The 18,597-nt window shown below is 44.8% G+C and carries 21 protein-coding genes; 6 read left to right on the forward strand and 15 right to left on the reverse strand.

Annotated elements, in window-relative coordinates:
• Positions 1-104: 104 nt before the first annotated feature.
• On the forward strand, positions 105-293 hold the full coding sequence (locus ACH32G_RS01910) for a YlaF family protein (RefSeq protein ID WP_016936245.1): 189 nt from the start codon (positions 105-107) through the stop codon (positions 291-293).
• 309 nt (positions 294-602) lie between these two features.
• Positions 603-1,220, forward strand: a complete 618-nt coding sequence (locus ACH32G_RS01915; RefSeq protein WP_448813929.1) for a hypothetical protein — start codon at positions 603-605, stop codon at positions 1,218-1,220.
• A gap of 37 nt (positions 1,221-1,257) precedes the next feature.
• Here ACH32G_RS01915 and ACH32G_RS01920 read toward each other — a convergent pair whose 3' ends face one another.
• The 4 genes from ACH32G_RS01920 to ACH32G_RS01935 are packed head-to-tail and all read right to left on the reverse strand — an operon-like array spanning position 1,258 to position 4,266.
• The gene (locus tag ACH32G_RS01920) at positions 1,258-1,551 is read right to left on the reverse strand and encodes an anti-sigma factor family protein (RefSeq protein WP_198698817.1); all 294 of its coding nucleotides are present in this window, start codon (positions 1,549-1,551) and stop codon (positions 1,258-1,260) included.
• On the reverse strand, positions 1,548-2,069 hold the full coding sequence (locus ACH32G_RS01925) for a sigma-70 family RNA polymerase sigma factor (protein WP_049628411.1): 522 nt from the start codon (positions 2,067-2,069) through the stop codon (positions 1,548-1,550). Before ACH32G_RS01925 ends, ACH32G_RS01920 begins: the two co-directional genes overlap by 4 nt.
• Complete coding sequence (locus ACH32G_RS01930; RefSeq protein ID WP_264820093.1) at positions 2,070-2,339, reverse strand: hypothetical protein; 270 nt, start codon at positions 2,337-2,339, stop codon at positions 2,070-2,072.
• Positions 2,329-4,266: a hypothetical protein gene (locus ACH32G_RS01935; RefSeq protein WP_448813930.1), complete on the reverse strand. Its 1,938-nt coding sequence runs from the start codon at positions 4,264-4,266 to the stop codon at positions 2,329-2,331. Before ACH32G_RS01935 ends, ACH32G_RS01930 begins: the two co-directional genes overlap by 11 nt.
• Positions 4,267-4,588: 322 nt before the next feature.
• On the opposite strand from ACH32G_RS01935, the gene ACH32G_RS01940 reads away from it, so the two are divergent.
• Positions 4,589-6,154 carry a M4 family metallopeptidase gene (locus ACH32G_RS01940; protein ID WP_448813931.1) on the forward strand — a complete coding sequence of 522 codons (1,566 nt, stop codon included), beginning with the start codon at positions 4,589-4,591 and terminating at the stop codon, positions 6,152-6,154.
• A 48-nt stretch (positions 6,155-6,202) separates the two neighbouring features.
• Here the strand turns inward: ACH32G_RS01940 and ACH32G_RS01945 are convergent, their stop codons facing one another.
• From ACH32G_RS01945 to ACH32G_RS01955, 3 genes are all read right to left on the reverse strand, one after another.
• Positions 6,203-6,655, reverse strand: coding sequence for a GNAT family N-acetyltransferase (locus ACH32G_RS01945; RefSeq protein ID WP_016936253.1), 453 nt, complete (start codon positions 6,653-6,655; stop codon positions 6,203-6,205).
• The gene (suhB, locus tag ACH32G_RS01950; protein WP_016936254.1) at positions 6,642-7,439 is read right to left on the reverse strand and encodes an inositol-1-monophosphatase; all 798 of its coding nucleotides are present in this window, start codon (positions 7,437-7,439) and stop codon (positions 6,642-6,644) included. Before suhB ends, ACH32G_RS01945 begins: the two co-directional genes overlap by 14 nt.
• A 133-nt stretch (positions 7,440-7,572) precedes the next feature.
• On the reverse strand, positions 7,573-7,761 hold the full coding sequence (locus ACH32G_RS01955; protein WP_003154513.1) for a hypothetical protein: 189 nt from the start codon (positions 7,759-7,761) through the stop codon (positions 7,573-7,575).
• Between the two features lie 238 nt (positions 7,762-7,999).
• On the opposite strand from ACH32G_RS01955, the gene ACH32G_RS01960 reads away from it, so the two are divergent.
• Positions 8,000-8,632, forward strand: coding sequence for a YktB family protein (locus tag ACH32G_RS01960; protein WP_342007720.1), 633 nt, complete (start codon positions 8,000-8,002; stop codon positions 8,630-8,632).
• A gap of 35 nt (positions 8,633-8,667) precedes the next feature.
• Here ACH32G_RS01960 and ACH32G_RS01965 read toward each other — a convergent pair whose 3' ends face one another.
• Entirely contained in the window at positions 8,668-8,934 is a 267-nt protein-coding gene (locus tag ACH32G_RS01965) for a UPF0223 family protein (RefSeq protein WP_016936256.1), read from the reverse strand.
• A 179-nt stretch (positions 8,935-9,113) separates the two neighbouring features.
• Here ACH32G_RS01965 and ACH32G_RS01970 point away from each other — a divergent pair, with 179 nt between their 5' ends.
• On the forward strand, positions 9,114-10,586 hold the full coding sequence (locus ACH32G_RS01970; RefSeq protein ID WP_448813932.1) for an aminotransferase class I/II-fold pyridoxal phosphate-dependent enzyme: 1,473 nt from the start codon (positions 9,114-9,116) through the stop codon (positions 10,584-10,586).
• A gap of 47 nt (positions 10,587-10,633) precedes the next feature.
• On the opposite strand, the gene ACH32G_RS01975 is transcribed toward ACH32G_RS01970, so the two are convergent.
• Together ACH32G_RS01975 and ACH32G_RS01980 are read right to left on the reverse strand one after the other, a co-directional pair.
• Complete coding sequence (locus ACH32G_RS01975) at positions 10,634-10,753, reverse strand: GapA-binding peptide SR1P (protein ID WP_076982563.1); 120 nt, start codon at positions 10,751-10,753, stop codon at positions 10,634-10,636.
• A 113-nt stretch (positions 10,754-10,866) separates the two neighbouring features.
• Positions 10,867-11,661: a polysaccharide deacetylase family protein gene (locus ACH32G_RS01980; protein ID WP_448813933.1), complete on the reverse strand. Its 795-nt coding sequence runs from the start codon at positions 11,659-11,661 to the stop codon at positions 10,867-10,869.
• Between the two features lie 248 nt (positions 11,662-11,909).
• Between ACH32G_RS01980 and ACH32G_RS01985 the strand changes: the two genes are divergently transcribed.
• Positions 11,910-12,284, forward strand: coding sequence for a hypothetical protein (locus ACH32G_RS01985; RefSeq protein WP_016936259.1), 375 nt, complete (start codon positions 11,910-11,912; stop codon positions 12,282-12,284).
• Positions 12,285-12,333: 49 nt separating this feature from the next.
• Here ACH32G_RS01985 and lpdA read toward each other — a convergent pair whose 3' ends face one another.
• The 5 genes from lpdA to ACH32G_RS02010 form a co-directional block, all read right to left on the reverse strand.
• Positions 12,334-13,746, reverse strand: coding sequence for a dihydrolipoyl dehydrogenase (gene lpdA / locus ACH32G_RS01990; protein ID WP_016936260.1), 1,413 nt, complete (start codon positions 13,744-13,746; stop codon positions 12,334-12,336).
• A gap of 4 nt (positions 13,747-13,750) precedes the next feature.
• Positions 13,751-15,076 carry a pyruvate dehydrogenase complex dihydrolipoyllysine-residue acetyltransferase gene (gene pdhC, locus ACH32G_RS01995; RefSeq protein WP_045926933.1) on the reverse strand — a complete coding sequence of 442 codons (1,326 nt, stop codon included), beginning with the start codon at positions 15,074-15,076 and terminating at the stop codon, positions 13,751-13,753.
• A gap of 124 nt (positions 15,077-15,200) precedes the next feature.
• A complete protein-coding gene (gene pdhB, locus ACH32G_RS02000) occupies positions 15,201-16,178 on the reverse strand; it encodes a pyruvate dehydrogenase complex E1 component subunit beta (protein ID WP_016936262.1) in 978 nt (325 codons plus the stop codon).
• Between the two features lie 3 nt (positions 16,179-16,181).
• Complete coding sequence (pdhA, locus tag ACH32G_RS02005; protein ID WP_013352119.1) at positions 16,182-17,297, reverse strand: pyruvate dehydrogenase (acetyl-transferring) E1 component subunit alpha; 1,116 nt, start codon at positions 17,295-17,297, stop codon at positions 16,182-16,184.
• A gap of 420 nt (positions 17,298-17,717) precedes the next feature.
• Positions 17,718-18,386, reverse strand: coding sequence for a YkyA family protein (locus tag ACH32G_RS02010; RefSeq protein WP_016936263.1), 669 nt, complete (start codon positions 18,384-18,386; stop codon positions 17,718-17,720).
• Between the last annotated feature and the right edge of the window lie 211 nt (positions 18,387-18,597).

Genomic DNA, 18,597 nt, shown 5'->3' on the forward strand with positions numbered 1-18,597 from the left:
TCTCCTAAAAAAATTAGATAACTTTCATATTATACCACACATCCTCTTTAAAAGCGTCACGTTTTTCTGTAAACTGAAAGTATGACGTTAAAGGGGATGGAAATATGAAAAAATTGAATTGGCTCTTATTATTATTTGCATTCGCAGCAGTCTTCAGCATGATGCTGATCGGCGTATCAATCGCTGAGAAAAGCGCATGGGGTGTCATCGGAAGCATTGTTCTCGTTATCGCCATGATGGGAAGCGGTTTCACTGTAAAGAAAAAAATGCGCGAACAGGGACTGCTTGATTAAAAGCATGACCCTTTGCAAAATTCCGTAAACATGAAAAGCACAATATTGTATGAAGCCTGAATGAAACATTCAGGCTTTTTTGCATCCTCAAAACCGGCGGGATGTAAGGCTTATCTCCCCCGCCGCCTAGTCAAGAAGCCGGAAACAGCAGCATGCATTCTAGTGACAACAGCAGAGTCCCTCAGAAAAGGCAGCCGGAATTAGTCCGGTATTGTTATGAAGAAAATACCAAACTTCCTATTTCAATTCCATCACTGGATTTTTATACTTGTGGCTGTAAGCAAATACACATGACAAGGAGAGAACAAAATGAAAACATCTTTTTTGAAGAAAACCGCTGTAACTGCCGCTGCAACTGCTTCAGCCGCCTTGCTTGCATTCAGTCCGCTTGAGTCTGCCGGTGCAAAAACAATTCAGGCAAATGAATCGCCTGTCTTGCAGGCTTTTGCCGAGAAAACACCGGGAGATGCGGCAAAGCTTTTAGACATCATCAGCCAATCCATTTACGAAAAAGACGGCGTCTATTATTTTGACGGTGAAAAAGCGGTTGAATTGGGATTAGATAAAGAAGCCGCACAGACCATTCAAAAGCTGTGGGACAGTTCAACGGAATTTTTAACCGTCCTTACCCAATGTATCGAGAAAACGGACGGCGAATATACATTTAATAAAGAAAAAGCAGTGGAGCTCGGCTTTACGGAAAAAGAAGCTCTTATCGTTGATCAGCTGTTCACCGCTTTCTCCCAGAGTCTTCATATTCTTCAATCTGCGCTGGTTGAAGAAGACGGCGTGTATACGTTTGATCAGGAGCTTGCTGAAAAAGCAGGTGCAGGTAAAAAAGAAGCGAAGCTGTGTGCTGAATTCTTTAATTCACTGCCGCAGGAATTACTTGAAAGCATTTATACAGCCTTTCACCCGGCTGAGTAAACGAAAAAAACGCCCGGTCATCCAGCCGGGCGTTTTTTTAATTCAGCAGTTTAAGCGCAAGCATGATGAGAAATACAGCCCCGAACATACAGGCGGCTTTTGTCAGCAGCCTCCCGTAATATCTTTCCTGAAACCGCCTCTCCTCCTCTTCATAACCGTCTGGCGCCTTCATTTCAGCTTCGTCAAGGTCAAGCGGCTCCTTCATCATATGATATACCCTTTTGCACTCACCGCATGTATCAAGATGGCGGGATATATACCGCTCTGTTTCTGTTTCACAATCGCCTTCAATATATAAAGGGAGTAAATCTCTCACTAAACAGCAAGTCATATGTGTCCGTCCTTCCTTTTTTCCGCCAAGTGCTGTTTCAGCTGCATTCTCGCCCTGTATAAGGTGCTCTTCACCTTCGGCAGGCTCCAACCCAAAATATCAGCAATCTCTTCGTATGACAGCTCTTGAAATTCCCTTAAAATTAAAACGGTCTGCTGATCATTTTTCAGGCGCTGAATCTGCCCGGCCAGCGCGTTCTTTGTGTCTGTCCGGTCAACGTAATGCTCCGGCAGTTCATATGTTGTTTGCTGAAGCCCTTCATTCAAGGTGATATCTGAAAATTGGTATTTTCTGTCCCGTCTGTACCAATTGATGAAGGTATGGTGGGCAATTGCATAGAGCCACGTGCGGATAGACGAGTGCCCCTTAAATGACTCAAGCCCGTTAAATGCTTTCATAAACGTATCCTGAGCGAGATCTTTAGCGGTCTCAGCGTGATGTGTGCGTCTGTAAAGGTAATACATAATATCTTGATAATGTTCACGGTACAACTGTTCAATTGACATCTTGTTTTTCATTTATAAATAAAACCACACTGTCATCCAGATTGAGAGCACAATGAAGAAACCATACAGTCCATACGTCAGGCATTTCATATATTTAATTTGGCGGATGTCGCCCGGCGGCGGCTTCATATCATGTTCATTCTGTCTTTTTCTGTTTTCCGCCTCTGCTCCGAATTCCGGTTCATGTTCTTTCATCCATTGAAGCGTGCCGCCTTCAAGTTCCCCTTCCTTATACAGGTCGTATAAATCGAAGAAGACAGCCTTTCTTTCTTTATTGTTCATAAAGGTTCACCGCCTCGTAAGTATCCGCATTCACTACATATGCGTCATGGCGGTTTGAACCGAACGGCTGAATAATAACAAGCCATGCGTTATATGTTACGCCGTCTTTCATCGCTTTGACAGGCTTCACCCGCTTTTTATAAATGATGCCGTTATATGCCCCCGCCACTCTTTTGAAGGCTGTTTCCCCGTCTCTGTATGTATGCGGGAATGTTTTGGCGCTTACCTGTCCGCAGGATGAGGCCTCTATCATGCCTTCTTCATTCCGGAGCGTAAAAACGGACGTTCCTTCAAGGTTTTCAAAAACGAGGCCGTCTTCCGATTTGTCAATTTGTTTAAGCTTTGAAGTATCCGCGCCCAGCAATGTAAAAAGCCTCTTCTGAAGTTCTTTTTTTGTCAAAACGGTGCTGCCTGATGAGATTCTGATTTTCATAAGGCGCCCGGATTCGGCATCAAATACCAGCTCCGCCCCGTTATTCGCTGTTACGGTCACACTGCTGCCGATCAGGCTGTTGATATCTGTATTTGTGATTTCAAATGTCTGACCAGGCATTTGAAGCGTATGAAAGACGGCTTTTGATGCTTTCATTATGTCTTTTTCCTTCATGTGCACCTGCGGCAGCGACTGAAGCTGATAAATAGACGGGTCTTCTGAAAAACCCATGATCGTTTCTTTTTCCCAGTAAAATACAGCACCCGTTTGTTCGTGATGCTTCCCTTGTCTTTTCGGCGCGATCTCCACGACAAACTGTCCGTCTTCTTTTCTCTCTGTTGTCTGAATGCCTTGTGTTTTTAGTTTTCGGCCGTGTACCGACAAGAAATCCAGCGACTTTTTCCGGTACTCTTCTTCTGTTAATGTCCGGCCTTCCGGTTTTTTAAGATATTGATAATTTGTAATCATTCGGGAAACCTCGTCCACTTCCGCTTCATAATCTTCCGTTTTAAAGCGGTAAAAGTAATGGAGATCCTGATTGGTTTCTGTCAAATAAATCGGATTCTCAGCCGGAAAAAATGACGTAAGGATCCGTTCCGCCTGGTCTGAAGTAATATGTTCGCCCACATAATCAACAGAATCTTCAGCTATCGGTTTTGAAACCGCAAATGCGGCATCTCCTGCGTTGTACACCGGATTCAAAAAGATAATAAAACCAGCGGCAGCGGCCGCCGCAAGAAAGCTTTTCGTCCGCCGTCTGATCCTGTCTGACCGATGAAATAAGTGATGGGTCATCAGAAAACCCGCCATTGTTAAATACACCGTAAACGGGAGAAGCCTGCCGTAATCTCTTGATACCCCGGCCGAGGACGGAGAGAGCACCCACACCAATAGCCCGATGACCGCTGCATAAAACACGCCGATAAAAACCGGCCTCGGTTTCCAATACATTTTAAAAAATAAAACATTCATAGAAATCAGAAGGAGTAAAACAACCGCAACGGAACAAAGCGAGGAGACTAAATCCTCTGCAGCCATCGTGTCACGATTGCTGTTCCAGAAAGCAAAAAAACTGAAGATCAGCTGAATGACGGGCAGTGTCACCACAGTGAGATCAAACGTATAAAACATGCCTTTTCCCCTCTGCTCCTGCGGCATCAGCATATAGTGAAACGCGGTGAGCAGCGCATATCCGTACATTAAGAGATGAACGATCGGAAGAAGCTCTCTTTCTTCCGTTGTCAAATAGTGCGCGCTAAAGTGAGTGCTCTGCACCTGATGAACCAATTCAATCGTTATGCCCGCCAATAATACGGCCCGAAGCATGATCCCGCCATAAAACCAAACTCTTTCAGGGCTGATTTTCGGATGGAAAGTCAGCCCGTATAAAACAGCAAGGCAGACGGCCGACCACTGGATGATCAACACACTCTGTCTGCTCAAAATGAAATATCTGTCGAAATGCTGAATAAAATGACTGAAAATCTCTGACATCTGTAACAATCCTTTACGTTTATTAAGGCCTCACCCGTTTAGACAACCGGCATTAAAAAAAGTTTTAAAGAACCTAACATTTTTCCCCTATCATTTTTCCCGTCTTCATCTGTCATTTTTTTCAGAAGAAATCGCGTCATTCGACTCATGTCTATTCCGACACGTGCCTCTCGGCTTATCCCCTGACACCGCCTCCCAGGAGCCTGTACGGGACGATTCTATCAATTCAGCTGCGGAGTCTAGTTTTATATTGCAGAATGAGAGATTGCTGGTTTATTATAACAATATAAGTTTTCATTATTTTCAAAAAGGGGGATTTATTGTGGGTTTAGGTAAGAAATTGTCTGTTGCTGTCGCCGCTTCTTTTATAGGTTTAACGATCAGTCTGCCGGGTGTTCAGGCCGCTGAGAATCCTCAGCTTAAAGAAAACATGACAAATTTTGTGCCGAAGCATTCTTTGGTGCAATCTGAATTGCCTTCTGTCAGTGACAAAGCAATCAAGCAATATTTGAAACAAAACGGTAAAGTCTTTAAAGGCAATCCTTCTGAAAGGCTAAAGCTGATTGACCAAACAACCGATGATCTCGGCTATAAACACTTCCGTTATGTGCCTGTCGTGAACGGTGTGCCTGTGAAAGACTCTCAAGTCATTATTCACGTTGATAAATCCAACAACGTCTATGCGATTAACGGTGAATTAAACAACGATGCTTCTGTCAAAACGGCAAACAGCAAAAAATTATCTGCAAATCAGGCGCTGGACCATGCTTTTAAAGCAATCGGCAAATCACCTGAAGCCGTTTCTAACGGAAACGTCGCAAACAAAAATAAAGCCGAGCTCAAAGCAGCAGCTACAAAAGACGGAAAATACCGCCTCGCCTATGATGTAACGATCCGCTATATCGAACCGGAACCTGCAAACTGGGAAGTAACCGTTGATGCAGAAACTGGGAAAATCCTGAAAAAGCAAAACAAAGTGGAACATGCGGCTGCAACCGGAACAGGTACGACTCTTAAAGGAAAAACGGTCTCATTAAATATTTCTTCTGAAAGCGGCAAATATGTGCTGCGCGATCTTTCTAAACCTACCGGAACACAAATTATTACGTACGATCTGAAAAACCGCGAGTATAACCTGCCGGGCACACTCGTATCCAGCACGACAAACCAGTTTACAACTTCTTCTCAGCGCGCTGCCGTTGATGCGCATTACAACCTCGGCAAAGTGTATGATTATTTCTATCAGAAGTTTAAACGCAACAGCTACGACAATAGAGGCGGCAAGATCGTATCCTCCGTTCATTACGGCAGCAGATACAATAACGCGGCCTGGATCGGCGACCAAATGATTTACGGAGATGGTGACGGTTCATTCTTCTCGCCTCTTTCCGGTTCAATGGACGTAACGGCCCATGAAATGACACACGGCGTTACACAGGAAACAGCCAACCTGAACTATGAAAATCAGCCGGGCGCTTTAAATGAATCCTTCTCTGATGTATTCGGGTACTTCAACGATACTGAGGACTGGGATATCGGTGAAGATATTACGGTCAGCCAGCCGGCTCTCCGCAGCTTATCAAATCCGACAAAATACGATCAGCCTGACAACTACAAAAATTACAAAAACCTTCCGAACACTGATGCCGGCGACTACGGCGGCGTGCATACAAACAGCGGAATTCCGAACAAAGCCGCTTACAATACGATTACAAAAATCGGCGTGAACAAAGCGGAGCAGATTTACTATCGCGCCCTGACGGTATACCTCACTCCGTCATCAACCTTTAAAGATGCAAAAGCAGCTTTGATTCAATCAGCGCGGGACCTTTACGGCTCTCAGGATGCTGCAAGCGTAGAAGCGGCCTGGAATTCAGTCGGCTTGTAAACTAGAAAAGAGACCGGATGTCCGGTCTCTTTTTTATATCTGATACATTCACAATGGCTTCACCATGATCATATATGTCTTTTCCCGATCGTCTTTTTCAAGCTTCAGCTGTTCAAAACCGCATTGGCTTAAAAACAGCACCCATTCCTGCCTGTCCAGGGGAACGGCTGCAAACATCGCTTTATGCTCCGCTCTCAGCCGGCCGGCAATCTCTTCAATGACCGCCCGACCGATGCCTTTCTCTTTTGCCTCTGGAGCGACGGCCACAGTCCCGAGCCACGGTTTTCCGTTTGAGGGCGCCCATTCTAAGTGAAAGCTGACGGCGGCAGGAGCGCCGTCAAGCTCCCATACGAGCCACGTTCCATTGTACATGGAGTATGCAAGCATAAACTCCGCCGCATTTTTTGTTCCGAATTCTTCGGCTCTCCACACCGGGTGTGCCGCCGCCAGCTGCTCCAGAAATTCCAGATCTTCTTCTTCAAACTCCCTATCTGTCAGCATGTAAATAGTCGTCAAAGATGATTTTATGTATCGCCGGATTTCCCGCAAGCACGCTGTGGTTATCTAAAAACGTAAACGGTTCGCCGTCTGTTGTCGTGTAAATGCCGCCGACTTCGTTCAGCAGCACGCAGCCGGCAGCGTAATCCCACGGCGCGAGCCTCATTGTGATGTATGCGTCAATGCGGCCGGCCGCAACACTGGCCAGCTCAAGTGCCGCCGAGCCGTAGGAACGCGTTCCTCTTACCCGTTTTACGAGCGGCGCCAAAATACTCGGGTCGATTCTTCTGTTTTCCGTCACCCATGTGGCATTGATTGCAATAATCGATTCTTCAATGGAAACCTCTTTTAAAGGAGCAAGCGGCGTGTCGTTCAGATATGCCCCTTTTCCGCTGAATGCATGATACAGCTCGTCCTGCATCACATCGTAAATTAAGCCGATTTTGCCTTTTCCGTCTTCAAAAATACCGATGGAGATTGCGAAATGCCGCTTTTGATGGACAAAATTCATCGTCCCGTCAATCGGATCAATGATCCAAACGATTCCGTCAAGGGAGCGGAGTTTATCTCCCTGCCCTTCTTCGCCGAGGATGCGGTGTCCGGGAAATGTTCCCTGTATACGGTCAATGAAAAAGCGTTCCGTCTCTTTATCCATATTTGTGACTAAATCATTCGGATTTGATTTTGTTTCAATCGTCAAGCTTTCCTGCATGGATTGTCTGATTCTCGTTCCGGCTTCTTTTACCCATTGTTTTGCGATATCATCAATTTCCGTCCAATTTGTCATACCGTGTACCTCTTTTCTATGTATAGCTTACTCTATAGCATACTGATAAAAACGATTAAAAAGCAAGGAAAATGAAAAAAATGCCTTCTCACGTAAAAACGAACCATTTCCTGCGGTTCGTTTTTACTATTCTTTATCCGTTAAGACGAATCCATTCTTTTCTGAGACGTTCCAGTTTTCTTTTACTGAGATCGATTTGATCTTCATTCTCTTTTTGCATGGCCTCATAAAGGGTTGCCAATTCATAATCAACCTCTAGTCTCCAGACAGCTACACGGTTATTTTTTTCCTCCCTGAATCCTTCCTTCACCACTTGCCTCATTGTCTTTCGCCCCTTCCAGAGATCATTTGTTAAAAAAGCATCCCATTTTCCAATTCATTATTAATGATACTTCTTATATCCTATGGAAACTTATATTCGGCTGTAACAACATTCTTAAAATTGTGTGTTTACCTATTCATTTTTTACCACCACTCCTCTCCGCTCAAACGTTCTCAATGTTTTTGCGGCCGGCAGGGGCTGTGGTAAAATATGAATACTTACGATAAGGAGGAAAAAGATGACTCAGATGCGTTTTACAAAAGAAGACTTTGACACATTTACAATAGAAGGATTAGATCCGCGCATGGAGGTGTTAAAAGAACAGGTGCGTCCGAAGCTGACTCTGTTAGGAGAACATTTCGCACCGACATTGTCGGCATTGACCGGAGATGAAATGTTCCCGCATGTCGCCAAGCACGCGAGAAGATCTGTCAACCCGCCGGCTGACAGCTGGGTTGCCTTTGCAAACAGCAAACGCGGCTATAAGAAGCTCCCCCACTTTCAGATCGGACTATGGGACACTCACATGTTTGTATGGTTTGCCATCATTTATGAGTCTCCGATAAAAGAGGAATACGGCAGATTGCTGGAAGCGAAGCAGGATGACATCACAAAACAGATTCCCGGTCATTTTGTATGGTCGCCGGATCACACGAAGCCAGGAGCGTACAAGCAGTCGGAGATGGATCGGGAACAGCTGAAAACACTATTTGAACGTCTGCAGACCGTAAAGAAAGCAGAGCTTTTGTGCGGCATCCAGCTTCAAAAAGAAGACGTGATCAACATGAACAACAATGAATTCCTGCAAACCATTGAAGATACTTTTAAGAAGCTTTCCTTTTTATACACGCTGACTCAGAAAGTCTCATAACATAAAAAAGCGGGCCGGTTTCCGGCTCGCTTTGTTTACATTTTGATAACCGCTTGATCTGATTGTTTCGCCTCTTTCACAGTCCGATACGGGGAATAGCTGCTGTCCGCTTCAAATTGGCTGCAGATTTTCTTTTCCTCCGCCTTTCCGGGAACGATTTCTTTAAAGCGGCGGTACGCATCCAAAAGTCTGTTGCGGTCAGTTCCTTTTTCATAGGCGTTTTCCACCTGCTGAAAAAACGCAATGACATCCACGGCCTCCTCTGTCGTCCAGTCTTCATTCATCGGATATTGATATTCCAAATGTCTTCACTCCTTTATAATCATGCTCAAAATAAGCATCTTCCATAGATCATAAATTGTTCTTTACTTTCTTTCAAGTTCATAATATAATTCATTTGTTTTACGTTTAAAAAACGGGTAATCATACTGAATGTAATACAAACTAATCCGTAGGTATTATGATAAAGGTGGGAAAACAATTGCCGCAACATGAAACACCCCTGTACAGCGGACTGAAAAAGCACGCGGACAGACAGCCTGTCCAATTCCACATTCCGGGCCATAAAAAAGGCGCGGGAATGGATCCGGAATTCAGACAATTTATCGGAGAAAACGCGTTAAGCATAGATTTAATTAATATTGAACCTTTGGATGATTTACATGCGCCAAAGGGCATCATTAAAGAAGCGCAGGAGCTAGCCGCAGAAGCATTCGGCGCAGACCACACCTTCTTTTCCGTACAAGGGACGAGCGGCGCCATTATGACGATGGTCATGGCCGTATGCGGACCCGGAGATAAAATCATCATCCCAAGAAACGTTCATAAATCCATTATGACGGCCATTGTATTTTCCGGAGCGGTGCCGATTTTTATACACCCGGAAATTGACGATGAGCTCGGGATTTCTCACGGCATTACGCTTGAGTCTGCCGAGCGGGCTTTGACTGAGCACCCTGACGCAAAAGGTCTGCTTGTCATCAATCCGACGTATTTCGGTGTGGCGGCTGACCTGAGCAGCATCGTCAAGCTCGCGCATTCTTTCAATGTGCCTGTTCTTGTCGATGAAGCGCACGGCGTGCATATTCATTTTCATGATAAGCTTCCTTTGTCAGCCATGCAGGCGGGCGCTGATATGGCAGCTACAAGCGTACACAAGTTAGGCGGCTCTCTGACGCAGAGCTCCATTTTAAATGTGAGAGAAGGCCTTGTGTCCAAAGAAAGAGTGCAGTCGATTTTAAGCATGCTGACGACAACGTCAACATCCTATCTGCTTCTCGCTTCACTGGATGTCGCAAGAAAGCGGCTCGCTACAGAAGGCCGCGGCCTTCTTGAAGATACGATTCTGCTGGCGAATCAGACACGGGAACGCCTCAATCAAATTGAAGGCATTCGCTGTGTCGGCGAAGAAATCACAGGATCTAAAGCCGCCTTCAGTTATGATCCGACTAAATTAATCATTTCGGTCAAAAACCTCGGCCTGACCGGGCATGACATTGAAAAATGGCTGCGCGAATCATATAATATCGAAGTCGAGCTGTCCGATTTGTATAACATATTATGTATTTTCACTCCCGGAGACAGAGCAGGAGATGCCGACCGCCTCGTAAACGCGCTTACAGACATTTCAAAGCAGGCTGCTGCCAATGAATATGCTCATCAGCAAACGGAAGTTCTGCTTCCTGAAATTCCTCTGTTAGCGATGACGCCAAGAGACGCGTTTTATGCAAATACGGAAGTCATTCCGTTAAAAGAATCCGCGGGACGGATCATTGCAGAGTTTGTCATGGTGTATCCGCCGGGAATTCCGATCTTTATTCCGGGCGAAATCATTACTGAAGAAAACATCAGCTACATTTTCAAAAACCTGGACGCTGGCCTTCCCGTGCAGGGTCCGGAAGACGCGACGCTTGAAATGATCAGAGTCATCAAAGAACAAAAAGCCATCCAATAAAGATAAAGAAGCCCGAAACGAAATCGTTTCGGGCTTTTTTACACTTTTTACTCTTCTTCAAGATGACACCGGCATTGTCCGCAGCATGTTCCGTATAACGTCGTTACCTTCTCATCCTCAAAGTAATGAATCGCTTCGTTACAGTCTTGGCAAACAATCGTACCCATCTCTCATTCCCCATTTCTCAGAATTTGAAAACGCTTAATTCTTACTTGTTGTTATTATATTATTATGTCACATTTAATATGTCAACCGATAAATTGTATAACACATTTATTTTTTACGGTCTTTTTATAGCTCGAGGATCAATCACGGTATATCCTTTAGTACGCAATCCTTTTACAATGTCCGGCATGGCTTCGGCCGTCCACTTCCGGTCATGCATCAATATGTTGGCGCCGTCCCGCAGATAAGGGCTGCTCAGCGTGATATCGGTAAGCGCTTTTTTGGATTGATATTTCTGATCCCAATCGTAGCCGAAGGTCCAGTTCATTTTCACCATACCTTCTTGTTTTATAAGTTTGTCACTGTAGTCCGTATTGCTTCCGAAAGGCGCCCTGAAAAATGCCGGTTTCTCCCCGGTTATCTTTTCAACGGCTTTATTAACGCCGATGATTTCTTCCCGTTGTTTTTGTTCGGAAAGTTCTTTTAAATTTTGATGAGTCATTGTATGATTTCCGATCATAAAGCCTAACTCATGAATATGCTGAAGCGCTTTCTTATTTTCATCTTTTTTCAAAAATTGGCCGTTCACAAAAAAGATCGCTGACGCATGGAGATCATGCAGTTTGTCCGCAATCTCAGCGGCATGCTGATCGGGTGCATCATCTATCGTTAACAATGCAATCGGTTTTTTGTCTTTCTGGTCATCCAGTTTTTCCACGGCAAAGGTTTTCGGATTGATATAGTAACGGGGCTCTGCCTTCCGTTTTTCCTCTTTTGTATGAGTGTTTTCCTGTTTAGCATGATTGACCGCAGCTTGAGAATGGGGTTGTTTATTTGTTTGCGTTTTTTCAGTTGATTGGCAGCCGATGAGCAAGCACATCCATATAACGGCGGCAGCGGCTTTATACATGACAATCCCTCCTGATATGGTTTTGCCCACAGTATAACGAAAAAACAGCGCTCTCACGAAAAATAATGTGCCTTTTTTACACATCGGCTTCACAAGTTGTCACACGTATTATTTCTTCATTAAAAACGGTTTCAATTATATAACAATTAAGTAACAAGCCTTAGGTTTTTCACCTATCGTGATACACTTGATATAGTCCTTATAAATGGATGAACCAATATATTATATAAAACAGAGGAGTAAGATAGATGCGCTACCGTACGGTGATTCCCTTTTTTTTGATGCTGTTCGTTCTGTCAAGCTGTTCGGTTTCTACTGTCAGTCCGTTCAAAAATAACCGGATCGACAGCATTCATCACACTCAAATCTTGTTTTTTTCCGATGAAAATCATATAGATAAAGAAGTTCCTTACTACGATGCGATTCTTGATTTAGAAAAGAAATACCCCCATCATGTTGATCAAATGAAAGTTTATGACAACAGAAAGGGCTGGGAAGAAGAAATCAACACATTCCCGGCACTGATGGTAGTCAATCACCGGCATGTCGTCATGAAGATTGAAGGCGCGGTAAAGAAAAAAGAGGATATTATCAAGCCTATGCAGCATGTGCTTGCACAATAAAAACAGCCCTCGCTTTTAAAAGCGGGGGCTGTTCATTTTCTTGCAATGATTATTTTACGATATGGATCGGGCTTCCGATTGCCACTTCGGCAGCTTCCATTGTGATTTCGCCCAATGTCGGGTGAGCGTGAATTGTCATTGCGATATCTTCAGCAGTCATTCCGCCTTCGATCGCCAGGCTCAATTCAGAAATCATGTCAGAAGCGCTCGCGCCGGCAATTTGCGCACCGATCACAAGACCGTCTTCTTTACGAGTGATCAGCTTCATGAAGCCGTCAGTTTCGTTAAGAGACAGCGCGCGTCCGTTTGCAGCAAACGGGAACTTAGCAGCAACGACTTCAATGCCTTCTTCTTTCGCCTGTGCTTCAGTGTAACCGACAGAAGCCAGTTCAGGCTCAGAGAATACAACCGCCGGAATACCGAGGTAATCGATTTCAGCAGGCTCTCCCGCAATAGCTTCCGCAGCGATTTTACCTTCGTAAGACGCTTTGTGAGCCAATGGAGGGCCGTCAATGATGTCACCGATTGCGTAAATATTCGATACGTTTGTTCGGCACTGCTTGTCCGTTTTAATGACACCGCGGTCAGTCATTTCGATACCGACTTGCTCAAGGCCGAGCTCATCAGTGTTCGGACGGCGTCCGACAGTGATTAATACGTAATCAGCATCAACCGTTTTTTCTTCGCCTTTTACTTCGAACGTAACTGTTACGCCGTCAGGTCTTTCTTCAACGCCTTTAGCCATAGCGCTTGTATGGATTTCAACGTTGCCTTTTTTCTTCAGTCTGCGGGTAACGAGAGAACTCATTTGTTTTTCGAAGCCAGGAAGAATTTCATCTCCGCCTTCTAAAATCACCAATTCAGTTCCGAAGTTTGCATACGCTGTTCCAAGCTCGGTACCGATATATCCGCCGCCGATAACAACGAGTTTTTTCGGAATTTCTTTAAGCGCCAGTGCGCCTGTAGAGTTCAGAACACGTTCGCTATATTTGAAGTTTGGCAATTCGATAGGGCGAGAACCGGTAGCAATGATCGCGTTTTTAAATGTGTATGTTTGCGCAGAGTTCTCATCCATTACACGTACAGAGTTGCTGTCTACGAAATAAGCTTCGCCTTTTACAACGTCCACTTTATTTCCTTTTAAAAGACCTGCAACACCGCCGGTAAGCTTATTTACAACAGAAGCTTTCCATTCTTGGACTTTTGTAAAGTCAACTTTTACGTTCTCAGCAGTGATTCCCATGTCATCTGAGTGTTTTGCATTCTCGTAACGATGGCCTGCATTGATAAGCGCTTTTGAAGGAATACAGCCGACGTTCAGACAAACGCCTCCAAGAGTTGCTTTTTCAACGACTGTTACTTTTTGTCCAAGCTGAGCAGCGCGGATGGCAGCTACATAGCCGCCAGGTCCCGCACCAATCACAAGAGTATCTGTTTCAATAGGGAAATCTCCTACTACCATAACATTACGCCTCCATTAAAATAAGTTGTGGATCGTTCAGTAAACGCTTGATGTGGTTTAACGCATTTTGTGCAGTTGCTCCGTCAATCATACGGTGGTCAAAGCTGAGAGAAAGAGCTAAGACAGGAGCAGCTACAATTTCACCGTCGCGGACGATCGCCTTTTCAGCGATGCGGCCGATACCGAGAATCGCAACCTCTGGGTGGTTGATAACCGGTGTGAACCATTGGCCTCCGGCAGAACCGATATTTGTGATTGTGCAAGAAGCGCCTTTCATTTCCGCAGGTGCAAGCTTGCCTTCACGCGCTTTTGTAGCAAGGCTGTTAATTTCATCAGAGATTTCGAAAACGGCTTTACGGTCGGCATTTTTCACTACCGGCACAAGCAGGCCTTTTTCAGTATCCGCTGCAATTCCGATGTTGAAGTAATGTTTTTGGATCACTTCATCTGTTTTATCATCAATAGATGTGTTTAAAACAGGGAATTTTTTCAGAGCAGATGTTAAGGCTTTTACGACGTAAGGCAGGTAAGTCAGCTTGATGCCTTGATCAGCAGCAACTTGTTTGAACTGTTTGCGGTGAGCAACAAGATTTGTTACGTCAACTTCATCCATAAGAGTTACGTGCGGTGCAGTATGCTTAGAGTTCACCATTGCTTTAGCAATCGCTTTACGGATACCGCTCATTTTTTCGCGTGTTTCAGGGAACTCGCCTTCAGGAGCCTGAGCCGCTGCAGGTTTAGCCGTTTCCTGAGGCGCCGCTGTTTCTTGCGGTGCCGCTTCTTGAGCTCCGCCGTTTACAAAGCTGTCGATATCTTCTTTTACAACACGTCCGTTATTTCCTGAACCTGTTACTTTTCGGATATCAACGCCTTTTTCACGTGCATATTTGCGTACAGAAGGCATAGCGATCACGCGTTTGTTCGGATCAGCTTCCGCTTGGTCCTGCTGTCCTGCGCCAGTTTCTTTTGCAGGCTCTGCTGCGCGTTCTTCTTTCGCTACGTCCTGTCCTGCCTCAGCGGAAGACTGAACTTGCGCTTCAGTTTTCGCATCGCCGGATTCGTCGCTTCCTTTAAATTGAAGATCTTCGTAACCAGGTGCGTCAAACGTAATAATCGTTTGTCCAACAGTTGCAACCGTTCCCTCTTCAACTTTTAATTCTAATACTTTTCCTTTAACAGGTGAAGGAATTTCTACCACTGCTTTATCATTTTGCACTTCAGCCAGTACATCGTCTTCTTCTACCTCGTCGTTTGGCTTAACAAACCATTTTACGATTTCGCCTTCGTGGATACCTTCCCCGATATCCGGAAGTTTAAATTCAAATGCCACAGTTTTCGACCTCCTAGTTGATTAAGCAAATTTTAGTTATGCATACGCAAGCATTGAACCTTTAAAAACAGGTTTATAATAGAGGAAAAGAACGTGTGTCTTTCCCTCCTGTTATGAAGCCTGATTAAAATTCAAGAACTTTTTTCGCAGTTTCAAGAACGTCTTTATGGTTTGGAAGCCATACGCTCTCAGCTTGCGAGAAAGGAAATACTGTATCAGGCGCTGCGACACGCAGTACCGGAGCTTCCAGGCTCAGGATCGCGCGGTCATTGATTTCAGCTACAACGTTGGCGCCGACACCTGCTTGTTTTTGAGCCTCTTGCACGACAATTGCGCGGCCTGTTTTTTCAACAGAAGCGATAATCGTATCGATATCAAGCGGGCTTACAGTGCGAAGATCGATAACTTCAGCAGAAACGCCTTCTTTTTCAAGCTCTTCAGCAGCTTTAAGCGACTCATGAACCATTGCGCCGTATGTGATGATAGAAAGGTCAGCACCTTCGCGTTTCACGTCAGCTTTTCCAAGCTCAATTGTGTATTCTTCCTCAGGAACTTCCTGACGGAAAGAACGGTAAAGTTTCATATGTTCTAAGAAAACGACTGGGTCGTTGTCACGGATTGCAGAAATTAAAAGACCTTTTGCGTCATACGGAGTAGACGGAATAACGACTTTAATACCCGGCTGCTGAGCCACAAGGCCTTCTAAGCTGTCAGCGTGAAGTTCAGGAGTGTGAACCCCGCCGCCGAATGGAGAACGGATTGTCACCGGAGAACTCCAGCGGCCGCCTGAACGGTAGCGCATACGGGCCATTTGGCCTGAAACTGAATCCATTACCTCATATACGAATCCGAAGAATTGGATTTCCATAACCGGACGGAAACCGTTTAACCCTAAACCAAGAGCGAGACCGCCGATACCGGATTCAGCAAGCGGCGTATCAAATACACGGTCTTCACCGAATTCTTTTTGCAATCCTTCAGTCGCACGGAATACGCCGCCGTTAACACCAACGTCTTCTCCGAAAACTAAGACATTTTCGTCATTTTTCAGTTCTGTGCGTAACGCATCCGTGATTGCTTGAATCATTGTCATTTGCGCCATGGCTTACTTCGACTCCTTCTGTGTATAAGTTTCTAATTGCTCTTTTAGGTTGTAAGGCAATTCTTCGTGCATGATTTTGATTAAATCAGTCACTTTTTGTTTCGGTTCAGCATCTGCTTTTTTGATGGCCTGCTTAATTTCTTCTTTTGCAGCCTCAATTACTTTGCTTTCTTCTTCTTCAGACCACAGGCCTTTGTTTTCAAGGAAAGCGCGGAAACGGACGAGCGGATCTTTCTGCTCCCATTCGTTTTCGATTTCTTTCGTGCGGTATTTAGTCGGATCGTCACCGGCCATTGTATGCGGACCGTAACGGAACGTAAGTGTTTCGATCAGTGTCGGGCCTTCGCCGTTAATTGCGCGTTCGCGCGCTTCAGCAGTTGCAGCGTACACCGCAAGGGCATCCATACCGTCAACCTGAACGCCGACAATACCTGCTGCGGCCGCTTTTTGAGCGATTGTTTGAGCCGCTGATTGTTTTTCAACAGGAGTTGAAATCGCATAGCGGTTATTTTGCACTACGAAGATTGCTGGCGCTTTGTAAGCTCCGGCAAAGTTGATTCCTTCGTAGAAGTCCCCTTGAGAGGCGCCGCCGTCACCTGTGTATGTGATAGCTACGGCTTTTTTACCCCGTTTTTTAAGACCGAGCGCTACACCGGCAGTTTGGATGTATTGAGCACCGATAATGATTTGCGGAGAAAGGGCGTTCACATCATCTGGCATTTGGTTTCCGCGGAAGTGTCCGCGGGAGAATAAGAACGCTTGGTAAAGCGGCAGACCGTGCCAGATTAATTGAGGCACATCGCGGTAGCCCGGAAGAACGAAATCTTCTTTTTCAAGCGCGAAATGCGTTGCGATTTGTGAAGCTTCCTGGCCGGCAGTAGGAGCGTAGAAACCGAGACGTCCCTGACGGTTTAATGAGATAGAGCGCTGATCAAGCACGCGTGTGTATACCATGCGGCGCATAAGCTCTTTTAATTGATCATCTGTTAAATCAGGCATCGCCGCTTCATTCACGACTTCTCCCTTTTCATTTAAAATTTGGAACGTTTCGAACTGCTTCTTAATGGCATCAAATTGCTTCTTACTGTCAACGATTGTTTTTTTCGTTTTTGCAGCCATACTAAAGTCACCTCTTCCTTTCTTTTAAACAGTCATTAGACGTGCATTCCTGTATACATACAAACTTAGGATACCCTAAAGTATTAGCAGCAAGTCGTATATATTTAGCCTATCCCCAGTTTGCCGAAACCTTTATGTAGGATCATCACTATCTGATCTGAACTGTATTATTTCGGAGTTGTAAAAGACTGATACAACACCGCTTAACATGGATAAGTTTACACTAAATAAAGAAGACCCGTCAATCGTTTTAAATGTTGATTTTAAATAAATGTATTCGCTTTATATTTTTCCGGCGGGACAAGCTGTTCATCAGCCAAAACTGTACTAGTATACATACACCTGCTGTACTACAATAGAATTCAGAATCCTTTTTTCCGCATAAAAAAAGGGCCGGGCATCCGGCACCTTTCATCGCTTTCAGCTTTCATTGACATGAAAGCCGGCCTCTTTATACAGCTCTTCTCTGGCCTGATTATACTCTTTTGTCTGCTTGTTAAACGCTCCGCCCCGCTTTAATACCTTTTTGTAGGAATCGTTCACTTTGCCGATCTTCTTGTCGAGGTCTTCTGCAGTCAGGTCTTTTTTCTTAATGGCGCTGTACAATTCTTTATCATATTGAATGGCTTTCATATAGTCTTTATAGAGTCCGCCGTATAAATCATAGCGTTTTTCCATATGTGAGGCTGCTGCTTGCGCCTTTTTCTTAATGGACCGGTCTTTAATCGATCCGGCTGTTTGTGTGACGGTTTCAAATTCTTTTTTCGAACTGTCCATGCTGTCTTTTTCCGTTTTCAGATGCTGCTTGCGCTGTTCCGCGTTTTTAAGGGCCTCATCCGAAAGTGAGACGATTTTTTCGTAATCATTCATATTCAGCTGAATGACTTCGTTATACAGCTCATCTTCCTTTTTCTCTAATTTTTCTAATGTTTTCTGCTCTTTTTGAAACGGTTTTTCCGCCTGTACGGCTTTTTCCATCGAATCATGAATTGTTTCAACCGGGTCTTTCTCCCCGCAGCCTGCAAGCAGCATACTTGCGGCGGCGAGCGCTCCGATTCCCGCCAGCATCTTTTTTTGTAACATATTCACTTAAAATCCCCCAATCTTGACAATTTCCACTATAGAAGCCAGAACGCCTTTTGACAATAGCTGAGCTGTAATTGGTATTCCCGGAATTTTTGGGCAAAGACATTTATAGCTTCGCCAGAGCGTACTTGCGTAAAAAATTGAGAAAACAGGGCGGATGACCATACATCTTTTTGGCTTTTACATAGTTTATAGTAGACGCCGGCCCTGCTGA

This window comes from Bacillus sp. CIS52 (assembly GCF_053545315.1).